Origin of the sequence: Kineosporia corallincola (assembly GCF_018499875.1) — a bacterium.
Taxonomy (GTDB): domain Bacteria; phylum Actinomycetota; class Actinomycetes; order Actinomycetales; family Kineosporiaceae; genus Kineosporia; species Kineosporia corallincola.
Genome location: NZ_JAHBAY010000014.1, coordinates 229066 through 243416, shown reverse-complemented (window position 1 = coordinate 243416; position 14351 = coordinate 229066). Strand labels below are relative to the sequence as shown.

Below are 14351 nucleotides of genomic sequence, written 5' to 3'. Positions count from 1 at the left end.
TAAGTCCCGAAGGCCTTGCCGTTGTCGGCGTGACCCGTGCAAATCCTCCCGGATGAAGTGTCGGCGGGCGCTGCCGGTCCCGGGGACGCCCGAAGATCGGCCGAACCGCTCGGCTTCGACGCTCAACCGATCAAGCCTGCCAGCGGATGATGGCCTTCCGCAGCCGGTGAAACAGTCGCTGAAGCTTACTGCGCTTCTCAACGAGTCCTACTACGGTGATTGGCTTTTGATGGTTCACACTCTGACTCCACCGTGCGGGAGAGGCAAGAGTGTCGGAGAAATGGATCCACGGGCGCCGCTGCTTCTCGTACGGGGCCCAACGCGGCGGCCAGAAGGAGAGCACGGCTCCCTGCTCGAAGGCCCGCTCAACGTCGTTCAGCCGCTGGTCATTTTCTCGAAAGGCAAGCGGATCCAGCATGCATCTGTCCCGCAGGTCTTTCCCGGTGACCGACAACAGGTCGCCCCCTCGGTAGATGCAGGTCAGCGCATCGAACGCCTTGCCGTTGCTTCCCCGTACGGACATCGGCACGCACAGGTCGTCACCGCACACGATGTAGAAATCAGCTCGACGCGTGCGGCACCAGGCTGGCGGCCGGGTCACCGCCCTCGCCTGGACACCGAGTACCTGATACATCTGCTGGGCGGCGAACCCCGGGCCCGGCGCTGCCCCGCAGCGTTCCCGGAACCTCTCCACGGCGTGCACGGTGAGGTTCACGTGCTGCATGAGATCAAATCCCGTCAATGACAGCGGATCGATCTGCTGGCGGCGCCGCTGCGAAACTTCAGGAAAGGCAATGCAGTTCGTTGCCATCCATTGACGCCTCTTCTGGTGATCGAACGCCAGGGGAAGAACCAGCAGACCTTCGATCAGCAGGAACATGCCGGAGGGACTGCGGCGGCCCTTCATCTCGGCCGGGAGGACATCCGTGACGACGCCGGCACGGTCGATCTCATTCTGGAGCCAATGCCGGGCCACACCGCTTCCCCGAAGACCGAACTCCGCCGCACACGCGTTGGTCACGATGACAGGCCAGCGATCCATCTCAGCAGACAAGATCAAGATCGCCGCATAGGCAACAGCGAGTGCCATTCCGAGACATGCCCCGGGCCGGTCGTCCGCTGATCGGCCGGAGAGCTACATGCAGAGCCGAGGTCTACACGGTTCAGGTTCAGCGGTTCAGGTTCAGCGGTTCAGCTTCGCCGCCTTGCTCGGTGAGCGCGGTCGGCCGGCACTCGCTGTGGAGAAGACTGATCCATCTCAATCCCCGCCCGGACCGCGACCGCGCGGATGACTGGGCAGGTCGTCGTTGAGGGTTTCTTGCTCGCACCGGGCGTGATGGCGAAGATGTTGGCCGGATCGGCGATTTCGCCATCCGGGTGTTGTCGATCTTGGAGGATGCCCGCTCGGCAGCCGTGGTGGGTCACGACCTGGCCGACCTCGCCACTGGTGCGTGCAAGAACGTCTTCTGTTGTCTTGTCTCTCTGTGCACGACCCGGGGCACTTCGTCGCGGCCGGTCGGGAGGTGTGCACCAGCTCTATCGCCACGGGCGAAGGTACCTGGACGAGAGAGTCTACGTGCGTCGCCCAGACCTGCTGCTCGATCGCCAGGCTCTGGTTCCGTCTGCCGACGGCACGTAGCATCGAAGACACCCCCGTCCGATTCTCGGGAGGAAGCCGTGCGCATCGCGTTGGTATCGCCTCCGTACGACACGCAGCTCTTCCGGATCGGCGAGAACCTCGGCCTGAGGTACTGCGCGGCAGCTCTGGGCGCAGCCGGGTACCCGGTGGATGTGCTTGAGGCTGCGCTGCTGGGGATTGACGAGGCCGAGCTGGTCCGGCAGCTGACGGCCGGCGGCTACGACATGATCGGATTCTCGATCATGTTCGACGAGGCCAGCGGATCCGTGGCCCAGACCGCCGGCGCGCTTCGGGAAGCCGGGGTGAAGGCTCTCATCTGCGTGGGTGGGCACGTTCCTTCCTTCGATTATGAGACGCTGCTGGGCATCCTGCCGGGCGTCGACTGCGTCGTACGGTTCGAGGGCGAGGCGACGGTGGTGGCGCTGGCCCGCGCGCTCGAGCAGCGCGATGACTGGCGTTCGGTGCCGGGCATCGCCTTCCTCGACGGTGGCCTCTCGCGGGTCACGCCGGTACGGCCACTGATCGCGGACCTGGATACGGTGCCGTTCCCGGTGCGGGATGAGACGTCACGCTATCTCGGTGATGATCATTATTTCCTGGTCACCACCCGGGGGTGTCCGTTCGTGTGCACGTTCTGTTCGGTTCCCGCGTTCTACAAGGAACCTGCCGGGCCGGCCTGGCGTAAACGCTCGGTGGGCAACGTGGTCGACGAGATGCAGTGGCTGGTCGATGTTCACGGCGCGCGGGCGTTCTCGTTCCTGGACGACGAGTTCCTGGTCGGGCGCAGCGGCAAGCAGCGCGCCCGGGACCTGGCCCAGGAGATCGTGGCGCGCGGGCTGTCGGTGTCCTGGGCCTTCGAGTGCCGCTCCGACGATGTGGATCCGGACCTGTTCAGGTCGTTGCGGGATGGCGGCCTTCGGCACGTGTTCCTGGGCATCGAATCGGGCAACCAGCGGGTGCTGGATGCCTTCGACAAGCGCACGACGGTGGAGCAGAACGCGCAGGCGATCCGGGTCGTGCGTGAGCTGGGGCTCAGCCTGGGGGTCGGGTTCATCATGTTCGAGCCGAGCACGACCGTGCACGAGCTCCGCGTCAATGCCGATTTTCTGGCGGCGAACCGGATTTTCTCGTACAAGGCGCTGACCAACAAGGTCCGGGTCTACCGGGGCACCCGGCTGGAAAGGGACCTGACGCACGACGGACTGCTCCGGCGTGAGGGCCTGCGCCTGGACTTCTCGTTCCCCGACCCTCGCGTCAGCGCGGCGTACGACCTGATGAGGGAGTTGCTGCTCCCCCTGCACGAGGTGGACCAGCTGGCCAAGCGGGCAGCGTTCCAGATCGACAATCTGCCTGCGGCACAGCAAGGGCCGGCGATGGCGGTTCTGGAGCTGGCCGAATCCGGCATCACCTCTGCCTTCGCCACGCTCACCGGGTCGATCCTGGACCGTTGCGATCTCATGGGCCGGCCTGAAGAGCCTCCCGGCGATGACTTTCGCGCTTCTGTGGCTGCGATCGTCGAGGACCGGCGGGTGGGACTGACGCGGACACTGAGCGATCTGATCTCGTCCGTCAGGAGCACAACGTGACGGCGGCGCTCTCGGCGGACGGGTGCGTCTGCATCCTGTGCGGTGCCGGGAGCCGGTCCCAGCGCGCGCTGCGAAGCGATGGCGGGAAGGGGGTGGTTCCCGTGTGGGGAGACGGCAACGGAGGCAGCTGATGACCGTGACGCACCTGTCCTCTCTTCCGCAGGAGGGGAGTAGGAAATCGCTAGGGTGAGGGCGGGAGCGGGATTCCGGAACACGACCCCGCTCCTGTCATCACCTTCAGTTCAGAAAGGGACAGAGCGATGGGCGGGTCTACTCCACCTTCCGGGACCAAATACCTTATGGGCGCGGTCTATTATGCTTCTTGCGATTTTGCGAGCCTCCAGGGATTTGAACAATTCATTGAACCATATTTCAGAGATACCGAATTCGATGGTGCACGGGTGCTCGCTCGCCTGGAGGACGTCGTCGAGACCCTCGAATCGTCGTCGCCACCGTACGACGGGCCGGCCGCTCGCAAGCTGCTCGTGGCTCGCGACCTGCGGCGTCTGGCCGATGTTCTCCGTGGGAGCGCGCCGCTGGCCGACCCTGCGGACAGTATGCCCCGCAACCATGAACGCTTCGAAAGTTCTTTCCGTCGGTACGGCCTGAGTTTCTCCTCTCCTGCCCTGCACATCGTCGAAACCTTTCCTGCCCCGTACGACACGATGGACTGGACGGCCACGTCCCCGGATGCTGCCGACGAGCGCGAGTACGGTATCGAAGCCGGGAATTATTTCAAGGAGAAGCATCTGGTTCCGGTCGGGTCCGACATTCTTCTGGCCCACGAGATGACCCATGCCATCATCGGGCAGGTCAATCCGGATCTGCTGGGGCGGGGCCTGGAGGAGGGCATTGCCGTTGTCGTGGGCGAACTCCTGATTGGCTCGTCGGTTTTCGGTCCCGATGTCGTCTACCAGTACGCACGCCACCACTGGTTCGACCAGCGCGCCACCCAGATCAACCGGCTCTACGCCGATTATGCGCGGATGGCTGCCGCCATCTATCACCGCTGCGGCATCGACGCCCTGATCGAGCTGATCCGGCAGGGACGCGAGAAGATCAAGGAGGCCGAGCAGGCCACGCTGGCCGGCCTGGCACCCTCCGGGCTGCCCACAGGCCGCTGGGACGAGGAGTTCGGTGCGCTGGTCGACCGGGTGTGCCTCCAGACCGTCCGCGATCTGACAGTCAGCCCTCTCACCCAATGGGTTGCGACGTTCGCACAGGTCGGGCGCTCCAGCAGTGACGTCGCCGAGCTCGCGGGGGTCACACCGGAGGATGCGCAGAAATCGCTGAAGGAACTTCAGGAGGAGATTTTCGTGATCGTCACGGGGGACGACCGAATCGACTACTCGGACGCGGGTTTCATCACCGGCACCCAGTCCCTGCGCTACCTTGTCTGAGCACTCGCGCCCCGCCGCCGATCCGCGGAGACCGGCTTCTTCCCTGCTGCTCCAGCGCATCGTCAACCTGAAACTGGGATGGCTGCTCACCGGGCTGGTGCTCTTGTCCGTGGCGACATACTCGGGCAGTTACTGGCTGGAGCGGCGCCCGGGCGACTCCTACGACTTCCTGGCCGGCCTGGCGCGTCTGGTCGCCGACGCATCGCTGAGCACGGCGGTGATCGGGATCGCCTACGAGTGGCTGATCCGGCAGGAGAGCAACCGCACGCTCGAGCTGATGTTCCAGCGCAACCTCGACGAGCACGACGATTCGCTGGCCAACACGGTGGTCCGGGAGATCCCGCGCGCCCTGATTCTGGACCGCAGCATCCAGCGGACCCTGTTCCTGAGACAGGAGAAGCTCGATGAGATTCTGCGGGGCGCCCTGCTGGCCAGACTCGGCGACGAGGAGATGAGCGGGTCGATCTACGACGGGCTGTTGCAGAAGACCTTCAGCTATGAGGAACGCTTCGTCGGGCTGCGCATCGACGTCACCCTCAGCAACGTGCGCGAGACGGAACCGCAGAGTGTGCGGGACGAGTACTACGACGTGGTCGTGTCACTGCGGTACCGCACGAAACTAAACGTCAGCAAGTTCATCTTCGCCCGGGTGCTCGATCCTGACCAGTACAACGTCCGCACCCGCGACCCGAACTACATCTTCACCTGGCGGGTCGAGGAATCGGCCGCGCTTCCCCGGGACAGCCCCAAGGCCCTTGATCTGTACCGGTTCTCGATCGACGACCGGGAGCTCGAGAAGACCAGCAAGGTCACCGGCGACGGAGCGTACGAGATTCACTGCGAGGACGAGGGCCTGGCGGCCAAGCAGGGCCAGGAAGTGGCCGTGCACTACTCGGTCGCCACCAAGCTCAGCCGCCGCGACCACGTCTTCTTCTACACGGCCGTGCGCCCGACCAAGGGCATCACCCTGACCTTCAACTACGCCCGCACCGACATCGCCAACGTCCTCACCTACGACTTCTTCGTCTCCGGCGAGAAACCGGTGATCGAGACCCTCCCCCGGGAGGATCCGCACACCGTCATGGTGGAGCTGGACGAATGGGTGTTCCCCAAGGGAGGCGTCGCCTTCGTCTGGAAACTCCAGGAGGAGGACGTACCGGCAGCGGTTCCCGAGAACGGCTCGCCACCACACCTGTCCGCCCCTGCGCCCGATCCGGCCACAGCCGCCGAGGAGACCTGACAGGATGCCCGCACCCCCAGGATCCGGCCCGGCCGAGACCGTCATCCATGCCCTGGCTGCCGCCCAGCATGCCGACGGATCCTGGAGTTACCTGCGCTCCGGCGCTCAGGCCCGGGTGGAAGCCACCTGCTGGGCCCTTCTGGCCTGCACCGCTCTGACGCCTGCCGGGCTCTCGCGCGCGGCCACGAGCGCACGGACCGTGGAACAGGCCATCGCCTTTCTCCTGGCCGCCCAGAACCAGGACGGTGGATGGCCCAACGTCCCCGGCACGCCCAGCGACATCACCACCGCCCGGGCGCTGACGGCTCTGCACCTGTGCGCCCCCGGCGACCACGACGCCCGGATCGGACCGGCCATCAGCCGGGCGAGCGACTGGCTCGACGCCGCCGAGCTCACGCCCGGCCTGTGGGGCTGGTGCTACGGCACCACCGGATTCCTGGAACCCACAGCGGTGGCCACCATCGCCCTGGCCACCCAGCGTCCACCCGAGCAGCTCCAGGACACACGCCGGCGCGTCCTCGAACTACGCTGCGCCGACGGCGGCTGGGGAGCACATGTGCCGGGGAAAATGGGCGTCCCGCAACCCAGCCTGCCCAGCGTCACCCCCTACGGCCTGCTGGCGCTGAACTGCACACACCTCGAGGGCCCCGACCCCGAACTCGCCGCCGCTCACCGAACCGTGGCTCAGAACATCGCCGATCCCGGCACGACAACGCCTTACACCATGATCATGAGCAGCTGGGCCCTCGCAGCCGCGGACGTCACCACCCACCCCGACGTCATCGCCGGATGCCGCAGCGCCCTCGGCCATTTCATCCACCACGAGACGACCGGAGGTGAACGACTGTGGCTGATGGCGATGGCCGCCTACGTCCTGACCCTGTTACCGGCAACTACCTGAAGAACGTCCACGACAACTTCGCCCAGCTCATGGCGTCCTCCCCCGATGCCCAGGCCGTGCGGACCGTCGGCCTCGACTACGACGGCCCTCTGGACAGCCTGCAACGCGTCCTGGACGGAAGCTGGACCGCGCACTCCGACGTCACCATCGCCGCCTGCCCACAGTACTCCGGCCAGGACTGCGCCACCGCCATCCAGCAGTGCCTGGACACGCTGCACCCCACCAAAACGCTGCACCCAGGCAGCCGGGTGCTGATCAAGGTCGGGCTGGTCGAGGCCCGTCATCCGGACGAACACGTCACCGTGCATCCGGTCGTCGTGCGGGAACTGCTCCGCCACCTCATCACCGTCACCGGAAGCCCCGAGCACGTCCTCGTCGCCGACGGATCCGGCCACGAACGCGACACCGACCAGATCCTGCGCAACACCGGGCTGGGCCAGGTCCTCCACGACCTCGGCGTCCGCTTCATCGACCTCAACCTCACCGACCTCCAAGCCGTACCCGTCCAGGACTCGCTTTCCATGCCAGGTTTCATCCTTCCCAGCATCCTGTTCGACTGCGACCTGGTGATCTCGCTGGCCAAGCTCAAGACCCACCACCGCTCAGCGGTGACCCTCGGCATGAAGAACCTGTTCGGTTGTGCCCCCGGCGCCGTCTACGGATTCCCCAAGACCAGGCTCCACTACGGCGGAACCGGCCGGGTCATCGCCGATCTCGCCTCCGTCGTCCGCCCCGGCCTGACCATCATCGACGCCGTCACCGGCATGGAAGGTATGGGACCACTGGACGGCACCCCACGACCCTTCGGCGCCCTGATCGCCGGCGAGAACGTCGCCACCACCGACTACGTCGCCACCCAGCTCATGGGATTCAGCCCCGGGCTCATCCCCCAGTTCTGGTACGCCGAGCAGAAAGGCCTCCTCACCGCCGCACACCACCAGGGCCTCCCACCCCAGGACCTGACCAGCACGTTTCAAGCCCCCTCCAACATCTCCTGGCTCCACGCCACGCAGTCCCGCAGCCCTCAGGAACGCCGCCAGCTCCTCGAAACCCTCCTGGAATTCGCCCGATCCACGCTCGCCACCACCAACGCCTGATCCACATCGCATCACGAACCGTCACGGACACCAGTCATCACCTCCCAGGAGTCCCCATGACCGACCCGTGGACACAAGAAAAGTCTCAGGCCGTCGCCCAGACACTGGCCGGCATCACCCGCCTCGGCGTCGCCTTCTCCGGCGGCGTCGACTCCTCCGTGCTCCTGGCGCTCGCCACCGAGCATCTCGGCCACGACCAGGTGCTCGCCATCATCGGTGTCTCCCCCAGCCTGGCCGAAACCGACCGCGCGGCAGCCCACACCGTGGCCCTGCACATCGGCGTGAAACTCCTCGAGCTACCCACTCATGAGGGACAGCGCCCGCAGTACCAGGCCAACGGCCCTGACCGCTGCTTCCACTGCAAGGACGAACTTTTCACCCGGATCACCGACGACCTCGTCCACACCCATCACCTCGACGCCGTCGCGTACGGAGAGAACGCCGACGACACCCGGCGACCGGACCGCCCCGGCAGCCGTGCCGCCCACCGCCACCGCGTCCTGCACCCACTCGCCGACGCCGGCCTGACCAAGACCGACGTGCGCCGGATCGCCCGGGCCTACGCCCTGCCCAGCGCCGGCAAGCCCGCCTCCCCCTGCCTGGCCTCCCGGATCCCCCACTTCCAGGACGTCACCCCCGACAAGCTGCGCCAGATCGAGCAGGCCGAAAAAGCCATCCGGGAAATGGGTTTTCCCGACTTACGAGTACGTCACCACGGCGAGATCGCCCGCATCGAACTACCCCTGGAAGACCTGCCCCGTGCCCTGACCGAACCACGACGCGCCACCATCCACGCAGCCGTCCTGGCAGCGGGCTTCCGCTACGCCACCATCGATCTGGCCGGACTCCAGTCAGGAGCCTTCACCCTGTCGCTCGTGCCGGTCAGTCATGCATAACCCGCACGACATCTCGTCATACGCGCACCTCGACCTCGAGCGCACCGCCCGCCGCGGCTACCCCGAAGCCATTTACTGCCAAGGTAAAAGCACCGAACAGATCACCGGCATCGCCGCCCAGCTCGGCACCCACCCCGACACCGTCACCCTCTTCACCCGCGCAGACCCCGCCCACGCCGAAGCCATCCACACCCACCTGCCCGACGCCCTGCACGACCCAACAGCCCGCCTCCTGGCCTGGCCCCCCGATCCCCCCACCCCCACCGGCGGCCTCGTCGTGATCGCAGCCGCCGGCACCTCCGACCTGCCCATCGCCCGAGAAGCCTGGCTCACCGCCCGCTTTCTCGGACGCCGGACCGAACTCCTCGTCGACATCGGCGTCGCCGGCCTGCACCGCCTCCTCGGCCACCTCGACACCCTCCGGCAGGCACAAGCCGTCATCGCCGTCGCCGGCATGGACGGCGCCCTGCCCAGCGTCATCGCCGGACTGATCCCGGCACCCGTCATCGCCGTCCCCACCTCCATCGGCTACGGCGCATCATTCGGCGGAATAGCAGCACTCCTGACCATGCTCAACGCCTGTGCCCCCGGCGTAGCCGTCGTCAACATCGACAACGGCTACGGGGCCGGACATCTGGCTGCCCAGATCACCTGCCCGCCAGCCGGCGCCTCATCATGAACACCCTCCACGCCTGGATCGACGCATCCTCAGGAGTAGCCGGCGACATGCTCCTCGGCGCCCTCCTCGACGCCGGCGCGCACCTCGACGCCGTCCGATCCGCCATCGAAACAGTCATTCCCGAAAGCATTCACATCAGCACCAGCACCGTCCACCGGGCCGGCCTGCGTGCCCTCAAAGCCCATGTACGTCCCCTCACTCAGCAGCCCCCGCACCGGACCGCGCGCTCCATCCACGCCCTGCTTCACAACAGTGCACTCGCCGAACCCGTTCGCGCCCAAGCCATCGCCGTCTTCGCCCGCCTGGCAGCCGCGGAAGCCCACGTCCACGACATCCCCCAAGAAAACGTCCACTTCCACGAGATCGGCGCCCTGGACTCCATCGCCGACGTCGTCGGAGTCTGCGCCGCACTCCACGACCTCGGCATCCAGTCGATCTCCGCCGGAGACGTCGCCCTCGGCTCCGGACACGTCCGCACCGCCCACGGGCACCTCCCCGTCCCCGCGCCCGCCGTCGCCGAACTCGCCCGCGGATGGCCGGTCTACGCCGGCGGAACCGGTGAACTGACCACCCCGACCGGCCTGGCACTCATCAGAACACTCGCCCTCACCTGCGAGGACCTCCCACCCATCACCCCCACCGCCATCGGCATCGGCGCCGGCACCCGCGACACCCCCAACGCCCCCAACATCACCCGCGTCATCATCGGACAGCCCACCCAAAACCCATCCCGGCCAACCGAACCCTGCCTGCTCCTCGAAGCCAACATCGACGACCTCGACCCACGCCTCTGGCCCGGAATACTCAGCCATCTCCTGCACGCCGGCGCCTCCGACGCCTGGCTCACACCCATCCTCATGAAAAAAGGCCGCCCAGCACACACCCTCCACACCCTCTGCCCACCACACCTCGCAACCGGCCTCAAAACCATCATCTTCCACGAGACCAGCACTCTCGGAATCCGCCAAACCACGGTCACCAAGCACCCTCTCGAACGATTCATCACCACCGTCGACCTCCACGGCACCACCATCGACATCAAGGTCGCCACCGCAGCCGGACGCATCACCCAGGCCAACCCCGAATTCGACCAGATCGCCGAACTGGCCCGCGCTCGCGGGCTGCCCGAAAGGACGGTGCTCGCCGAAGCCGTTCAGACGGCGGCGGATGAGGGACTGATGGTGGGTCATCTGCTGCCGCCGGAGCACCGACCCGGCCCATCAGACTGAACCGCACAGGTGCAACCGCGGGGAGCAATTGATGGTGTCGTCATTCCCCGCCACCAAGGGGCCTCACCCCCGCGGGAACGGGGAGCACACCACGGTGTCGTCTCAAAACCGTCCGTCAGGGGCTCATCCCGCGCACGCGAGGAGCACAGCGGCTTCGCTGGCCCCCCGGGGTCGCTATTCAGGAAACCGTGACAGGGTCCTACGGCCAGAGGCGGGGCGCCTTGGAGGATCATGCTTCTCCTGGAGAGCCGTCAGGACCGCTTGGCCGTGCCGTCCGCCGCGCGGCAGGGTAACAAGGCTTTCATGGATGTAATGCTCCGCAGCCGGGTCCGACGGCTGGTGCGGGCGGCGGTCTATGCGGTCGTCGTCGCGGTTCCGTTCGCCCTGCTGGCCTACCTCGTGCGCACCGGGTTCGACCCGCTGGCCCGGGCCGACCAGTCGGTCATCGTGGCCGCCACCAGGGTCGCCCGCACGCATCCCGCCTTCCTCCAGGTACTCGAGGTCTGGCAGGAGGTGAGTCAGCCGCTCGTCGGATACCCGCTGATCGGCCTGCCGGTCTGCCTGTGGATGTGGTTGCGCCGCAGCTATGTCACCCGGGCCTGGTGGGCCATCGTGACGATGCTGGTCGGCTGGATGCTCGGCTGGTCGCTCAAGCTGGCGGTGGAACGGGCCAGACCCGTTGTCGAGGACCCGGTCTCGCAGCCTTCCGGATACTCCTTTCCCTCCGGGCACGTTCTCAATGCGACGGTGCTCGCGAGCACTCTGATAGTGCTGGTCTGGCCCGTACTCCCTTCTCGCGCCCGCCCGTTCGTCCTCGGCCTGGGCGGGGCGTGGGTCGCTATCACCTGCGCCGACCGCCTGTTTCTGGGTGCCCACTTTCCCTCCGACGTCATCGGAGGCGTGATGCTCGGTGTGGGCCTAGTCTGGGCGGCTTATGCCGGGTATAGGGGATGGACCCCGAATCTTCCCCCTCCGGCACCCGACGATCCGGCCCGGAATCCGGCGCCCGCCGCGAAGGAGAACTTGTGAGCAGTGTCCTGACCCGATGGGAGGCCGACACCTCCGCGCCGCCGAAGAGAGTCGCGGCCCGGGATGTCGTCCTGCGGGCCTTCCTGCCGATGGCGGCTTGGTGGCTGGTGGTGGCCGCGGGCGGGTGGCTGCTCACGGACGGCCCGCTGGAGTCGTTCGGGCATTCCGAGGAGAGCATCAACCGGCAGTTCGAAGACAGCCGCACCTCGATCCTCAACCACATCACCCTGGTCTTCTCCTGGGTCGGTGCCACGGCGAGCATCGTCGGGCTCTGCCTGGTCGTGGTGGCGCTGGTGTGGTGGCGCACCAGGCAGTGGTGGTACTCGGTGGTGCCGCTGCTGGCGATCACGCTGCAGTCGCTGGTGTTCCTCTTCGCCACCCTGGTGATCGATCGCGAACGCCCCGACGTCGAGCGGCTCGACGACTCTCCGCCGACGTCCAGCTACCCCAGCGGGCACACCGGAGCAGCCACGGCGCTCTACTTCAGCTTCGCTCTGATGGCGCTGCGCATCCGCCATCGGGTGCTGCGAACCGTGGTCATGACGGTGTGCGTGGCGATGCCGTTCCTGGTCGCCTGGGCGCGGCTGTACCGAGGGATGCACCACGTCAGTGACGTGTCGGTCGCCGTCCTGAACGGGCTGGTCGCCGTTCTGCTCGCGTGGGCCTGGCTGAGCCGGTCGGGCAGCGAGAAGAATCAGACCCGCGCGTAGCGGGCCCGGGCGAAGGAATAGACCCCGTACGCCGCCAGGCCGATGGCGATCAGGACCAGCAGCACTGTGCCGGCGGGCAGGTCGCGCAGAGCCCGCAGCGCGCCGTCGAGGCCGGTGGCCTGGTCTTCCTGACGCCGGACCGCAGCGATGACGAAGAGAACGCCGACGGCGGACAGGGCTGCTCCCTTGAGGATGTAGCCCGTCCGCCCGGTGTACACCGCCCAGGAACCGGGGTGCTCCTGTAGATCGCCCAGGAACTTCTTCTGCCACCCCTTGTACACGTGGTAGGCGGCGACGCCGAGGATGCCGATCCCGATGGCGGCGACGATCAGACGGCCCCCGGGCCAGCCCATGACGGTGCGGGTGAAGTCTCTGGTCTGCTTGTTGCTGGATGTCCCACTGCCGTGGGCGAACTGGAACGCGGTCACCCCCAGTGCGAGGTAGACCACGGCCTTGCCGCCGGCCTTGGCCTTGTCCGAGATCTTGCGGCGGGTGATGATCTCGGTGATCTGCCAGAGCGCCAGCAGCACGAAGCCGGCGACGACGGGCCACAGCAGCGCCTTGCCCCAGGGCTGCTTGGCCACCTCGGCCAGGGCACCGGACTGGCTGGCCTGGCCGGAGGAATTGCCGAAGGCGATTTGCAGGGTCAGCCAGGCCAGCAGCAGGTGGATCAGGCCGTTGGCCGCGTAACCCAGGCGAGCCCCCCAGTCGATGACAGGGTTGTCGCCCGCGTGATGCGCGGCTCTCTGGACGCCGTCGTTCGGCCCGGTGATCATGCGTCAAACCTAGCTATGTCCGGGAGATCCGCTTCCCACGAACCACCCCTGGGGTGCAAGAGTGCACGCCATGACATCAAGCGTGGCAGTGGTCGTGAACCCGACCAAGGTCGACCTCGACGACGTCCGGGAGGTCCTCCAGGAGGAGGCCGAAGCCGCGGGCGTCGAGGATCTTCGCCTGCTGGAGACGACCGAGGACGACCCCGGTTTCGGGCAGACCCGCGAGGCGATCGAGGCCGGTGCCCAGCTGGTCTGCGCCTTCGGCGGCGACGGCACGGTGCGGGCCGTGGCCCAGGCTCTCGTCGGTGCCGACGCGGCCCTCGGCCTGCTGCCCGGCGGTACCGGCAACCTCCTGGCCCGCAACATCGGCCTCCCCTTGGACGACCTGCGCAAGGCCTTCCAGGTGGCCCTCACCGGGCAGGAGCGCGCCATCGATGCCGGCTGGCTCGTGGTCGATCCCACCCCGGCTCAGCAGGAGCAGGCCCCGCCCTCTCCGGCCGACAACGTGCACTGCTTCGTGGTCATGGCTGGGCTCGGCTTCGACGCCCAGATGATGGACGACGCCCCGGAGGCGTTGAAGGACAAGGCCGGCTGGGCGGCGTACGTCGCTTCGGCCGGTCAGCATCTCGGCGACGACGGCTTCGGGCTGACCCTCGGGCTCGACGGCGAGACGAGCACCTACGAGGCCGCGCGCACCGTTGTCGTCGGCAACTGTGGGGAACTCCAGGCAGGCATGGTGCTGCTGCCGGACGCCCAGATCGATGACGGCCTCCTCGACGTGGCCGTCCTGACTCCCAAGAGCCTCGGCGGGTGGCTGGCCGTGGCGGCGCGTGTGCTCACGCGTTCCGGCGACGGCCCGTCCGTGCAGCGGCAGCGCGGGCGCGACGTCACCCTCCAGGTCGTCCCTGCCCAGCCGTGCGAGGTCGACGGCGACGTCCTCGGTGAGGCCTCTTCCGTGCGCCTGGTGATCCAGCCCGGATGTCTCGTCGTGCGGGTGCCGGCCGCCTGAAGACGCCGGTCGGTGGCCCGATCTGGGCCACCGGCCGGCCAACCTTCGCCTCAGCCCGTACCTTCCGTCAGAGCCCGGACGGGTAAGGTCCATCGGTCCGCTCCAGCCAACCGTTGACGTCTGCCGCGCAGATCAGGTGCTGCCGGCCGAGGCGGCGCAG

13 protein-coding genes are annotated in these 14351 nt (G+C 67.2%); 11 read left to right on the top strand and 2 right to left on the bottom strand.

The window, feature by feature from the left end:
* Positions 1–130 precede the first annotated feature (130 nt).
* Positions 131–1090: a hypothetical protein gene (locus tag KIH74_RS28875; RefSeq protein WP_214159530.1), complete on the bottom strand. Its 960-nt coding sequence runs from the start codon at positions 1088–1090 to the stop codon at positions 131–133.
* A gap of 587 nt (positions 1091–1677) precedes the next feature.
* Here KIH74_RS28875 and KIH74_RS28870 point away from each other — a divergent pair.
* The 10 genes from KIH74_RS28870 to KIH74_RS28825 all read left to right on the top strand — a co-directional run bounded on the left by KIH74_RS28870 (position 1678) and on the right by KIH74_RS28825 (position 12406).
* A complete protein-coding gene (locus KIH74_RS28870) occupies positions 1678–3225 on the top strand; it encodes a B12-binding domain-containing radical SAM protein (RefSeq protein ID WP_214159529.1) in 1548 nt (515 codons plus the stop codon).
* Between the two features lie 299 nt (positions 3226–3524).
* Complete coding sequence (locus KIH74_RS28865; RefSeq protein ID WP_214159528.1) at positions 3525–4625, top strand: hypothetical protein; 1101 nt, start codon at positions 3525–3527, stop codon at positions 4623–4625.
* On the top strand, positions 4618–5865 hold the full coding sequence (locus KIH74_RS28860) for a hypothetical protein (RefSeq protein ID WP_214159527.1): 1248 nt from the start codon (positions 4618–4620) through the stop codon (positions 5863–5865). Before KIH74_RS28865 ends, KIH74_RS28860 begins: the two co-directional genes overlap by 8 nt.
* Before the next feature lie 4 nt (positions 5866–5869).
* Positions 5870–6766 (top strand): prenyltransferase/squalene oxidase repeat-containing protein, encoded by an 897-nt coding sequence (locus KIH74_RS28855; RefSeq protein ID WP_214159526.1) that lies wholly within the window; start codon positions 5870–5872, stop codon positions 6764–6766.
* Positions 6712–7863 (top strand): DUF362 domain-containing protein, encoded by a 1152-nt coding sequence (locus tag KIH74_RS28850; RefSeq protein WP_214159525.1) that lies wholly within the window; start codon positions 6712–6714, stop codon positions 7861–7863. Before KIH74_RS28855 ends, KIH74_RS28850 begins: the two co-directional genes overlap by 55 nt.
* Before the next feature lie 56 nt (positions 7864–7919).
* The gene (larE, locus tag KIH74_RS28845; RefSeq protein WP_214159524.1) at positions 7920–8759 is read left to right on the top strand and encodes an ATP-dependent sacrificial sulfur transferase LarE; all 840 of its coding nucleotides are present in this window, start codon (positions 7920–7922) and stop codon (positions 8757–8759) included.
* Positions 8752–9438, top strand: a complete 687-nt coding sequence (larB, locus tag KIH74_RS28840; protein ID WP_214159523.1) for a nickel pincer cofactor biosynthesis protein LarB — start codon at positions 8752–8754, stop codon at positions 9436–9438. Before larE ends, larB begins: the two co-directional genes overlap by 8 nt.
* Positions 9435–10667, top strand: coding sequence for a nickel pincer cofactor biosynthesis protein LarC (gene larC / locus KIH74_RS28835; protein ID WP_214159522.1), 1233 nt, complete (start codon positions 9435–9437; stop codon positions 10665–10667). The genes larB and larC overlap by 4 nt, the downstream gene beginning before the upstream one ends.
* 303 nt (positions 10668–10970) lie before the next feature.
* The gene (locus KIH74_RS28830; RefSeq protein ID WP_214159521.1) at positions 10971–11696 is read left to right on the top strand and encodes a phosphatase PAP2 family protein; all 726 of its coding nucleotides are present in this window, start codon (positions 10971–10973) and stop codon (positions 11694–11696) included.
* Entirely contained in the window at positions 11693–12406 is a 714-nt protein-coding gene (locus KIH74_RS28825) for a phosphatase PAP2 family protein (protein ID WP_214159520.1), read from the top strand. Before KIH74_RS28830 ends, KIH74_RS28825 begins: the two co-directional genes overlap by 4 nt.
* On the opposite strand, the gene KIH74_RS28820 is transcribed toward KIH74_RS28825, so the two are convergent.
* Entirely contained in the window at positions 12391–13182 is a 792-nt protein-coding gene (locus KIH74_RS28820; RefSeq protein WP_214159519.1) for a DUF1206 domain-containing protein, read from the bottom strand. The two genes, KIH74_RS28825 and KIH74_RS28820, sit on opposite strands and share 16 nt — an antisense overlap.
* Positions 13183–13252: 70 nt before the next feature.
* On the opposite strand from KIH74_RS28820, the gene KIH74_RS28815 reads away from it, so the two are divergent.
* Positions 13253–14191: a diacylglycerol/lipid kinase family protein gene (locus KIH74_RS28815; protein WP_214159518.1), complete on the top strand. Its 939-nt coding sequence runs from the start codon at positions 13253–13255 to the stop codon at positions 14189–14191.
* The last annotated feature ends 160 nt before the right edge of the window (positions 14192–14351 follow it).

Coding starts and splice junctions, on each gene's coding strand:
- larE (WP_214159524.1), top strand. CDS start 7,920: ATGACCGACCCGTGGACACAAGAAAAGTCTCAGGCCGTCGCCCAGACA.
- larB (WP_214159523.1), top strand. CDS start 8,752: ATGCATAACCCGCACGACATCTCGTCATACGCGCACCTCGACCTCGAG.
- KIH74_RS28815 (WP_214159518.1), top strand. CDS start 13,253: ATGACATCAAGCGTGGCAGTGGTCGTGAACCCGACCAAGGTCGACCTC.
- larC (WP_214159522.1), top strand. CDS start 9,435: ATGAACACCCTCCACGCCTGGATCGACGCATCCTCAGGAGTAGCCGGC.
- KIH74_RS28865 (WP_214159528.1), top strand. CDS start 3,525: ATGGGCGCGGTCTATTATGCTTCTTGCGATTTTGCGAGCCTCCAGGGA.
- KIH74_RS28830 (WP_214159521.1), top strand. CDS start 10,971: ATGGATGTAATGCTCCGCAGCCGGGTCCGACGGCTGGTGCGGGCGGCG.
- KIH74_RS28820 (WP_214159519.1), bottom strand. CDS start 13,182: ATGATCACCGGGCCGAACGACGGCGTCCAGAGAGCCGCGCATCACGCG.
- KIH74_RS28855 (WP_214159526.1), top strand. CDS start 5,870: ATGCCCGCACCCCCAGGATCCGGCCCGGCCGAGACCGTCATCCATGCC.
- KIH74_RS28875 (WP_214159530.1), bottom strand. CDS start 1,090: ATGGCACTCGCTGTTGCCTATGCGGCGATCTTGATCTTGTCTGCTGAG.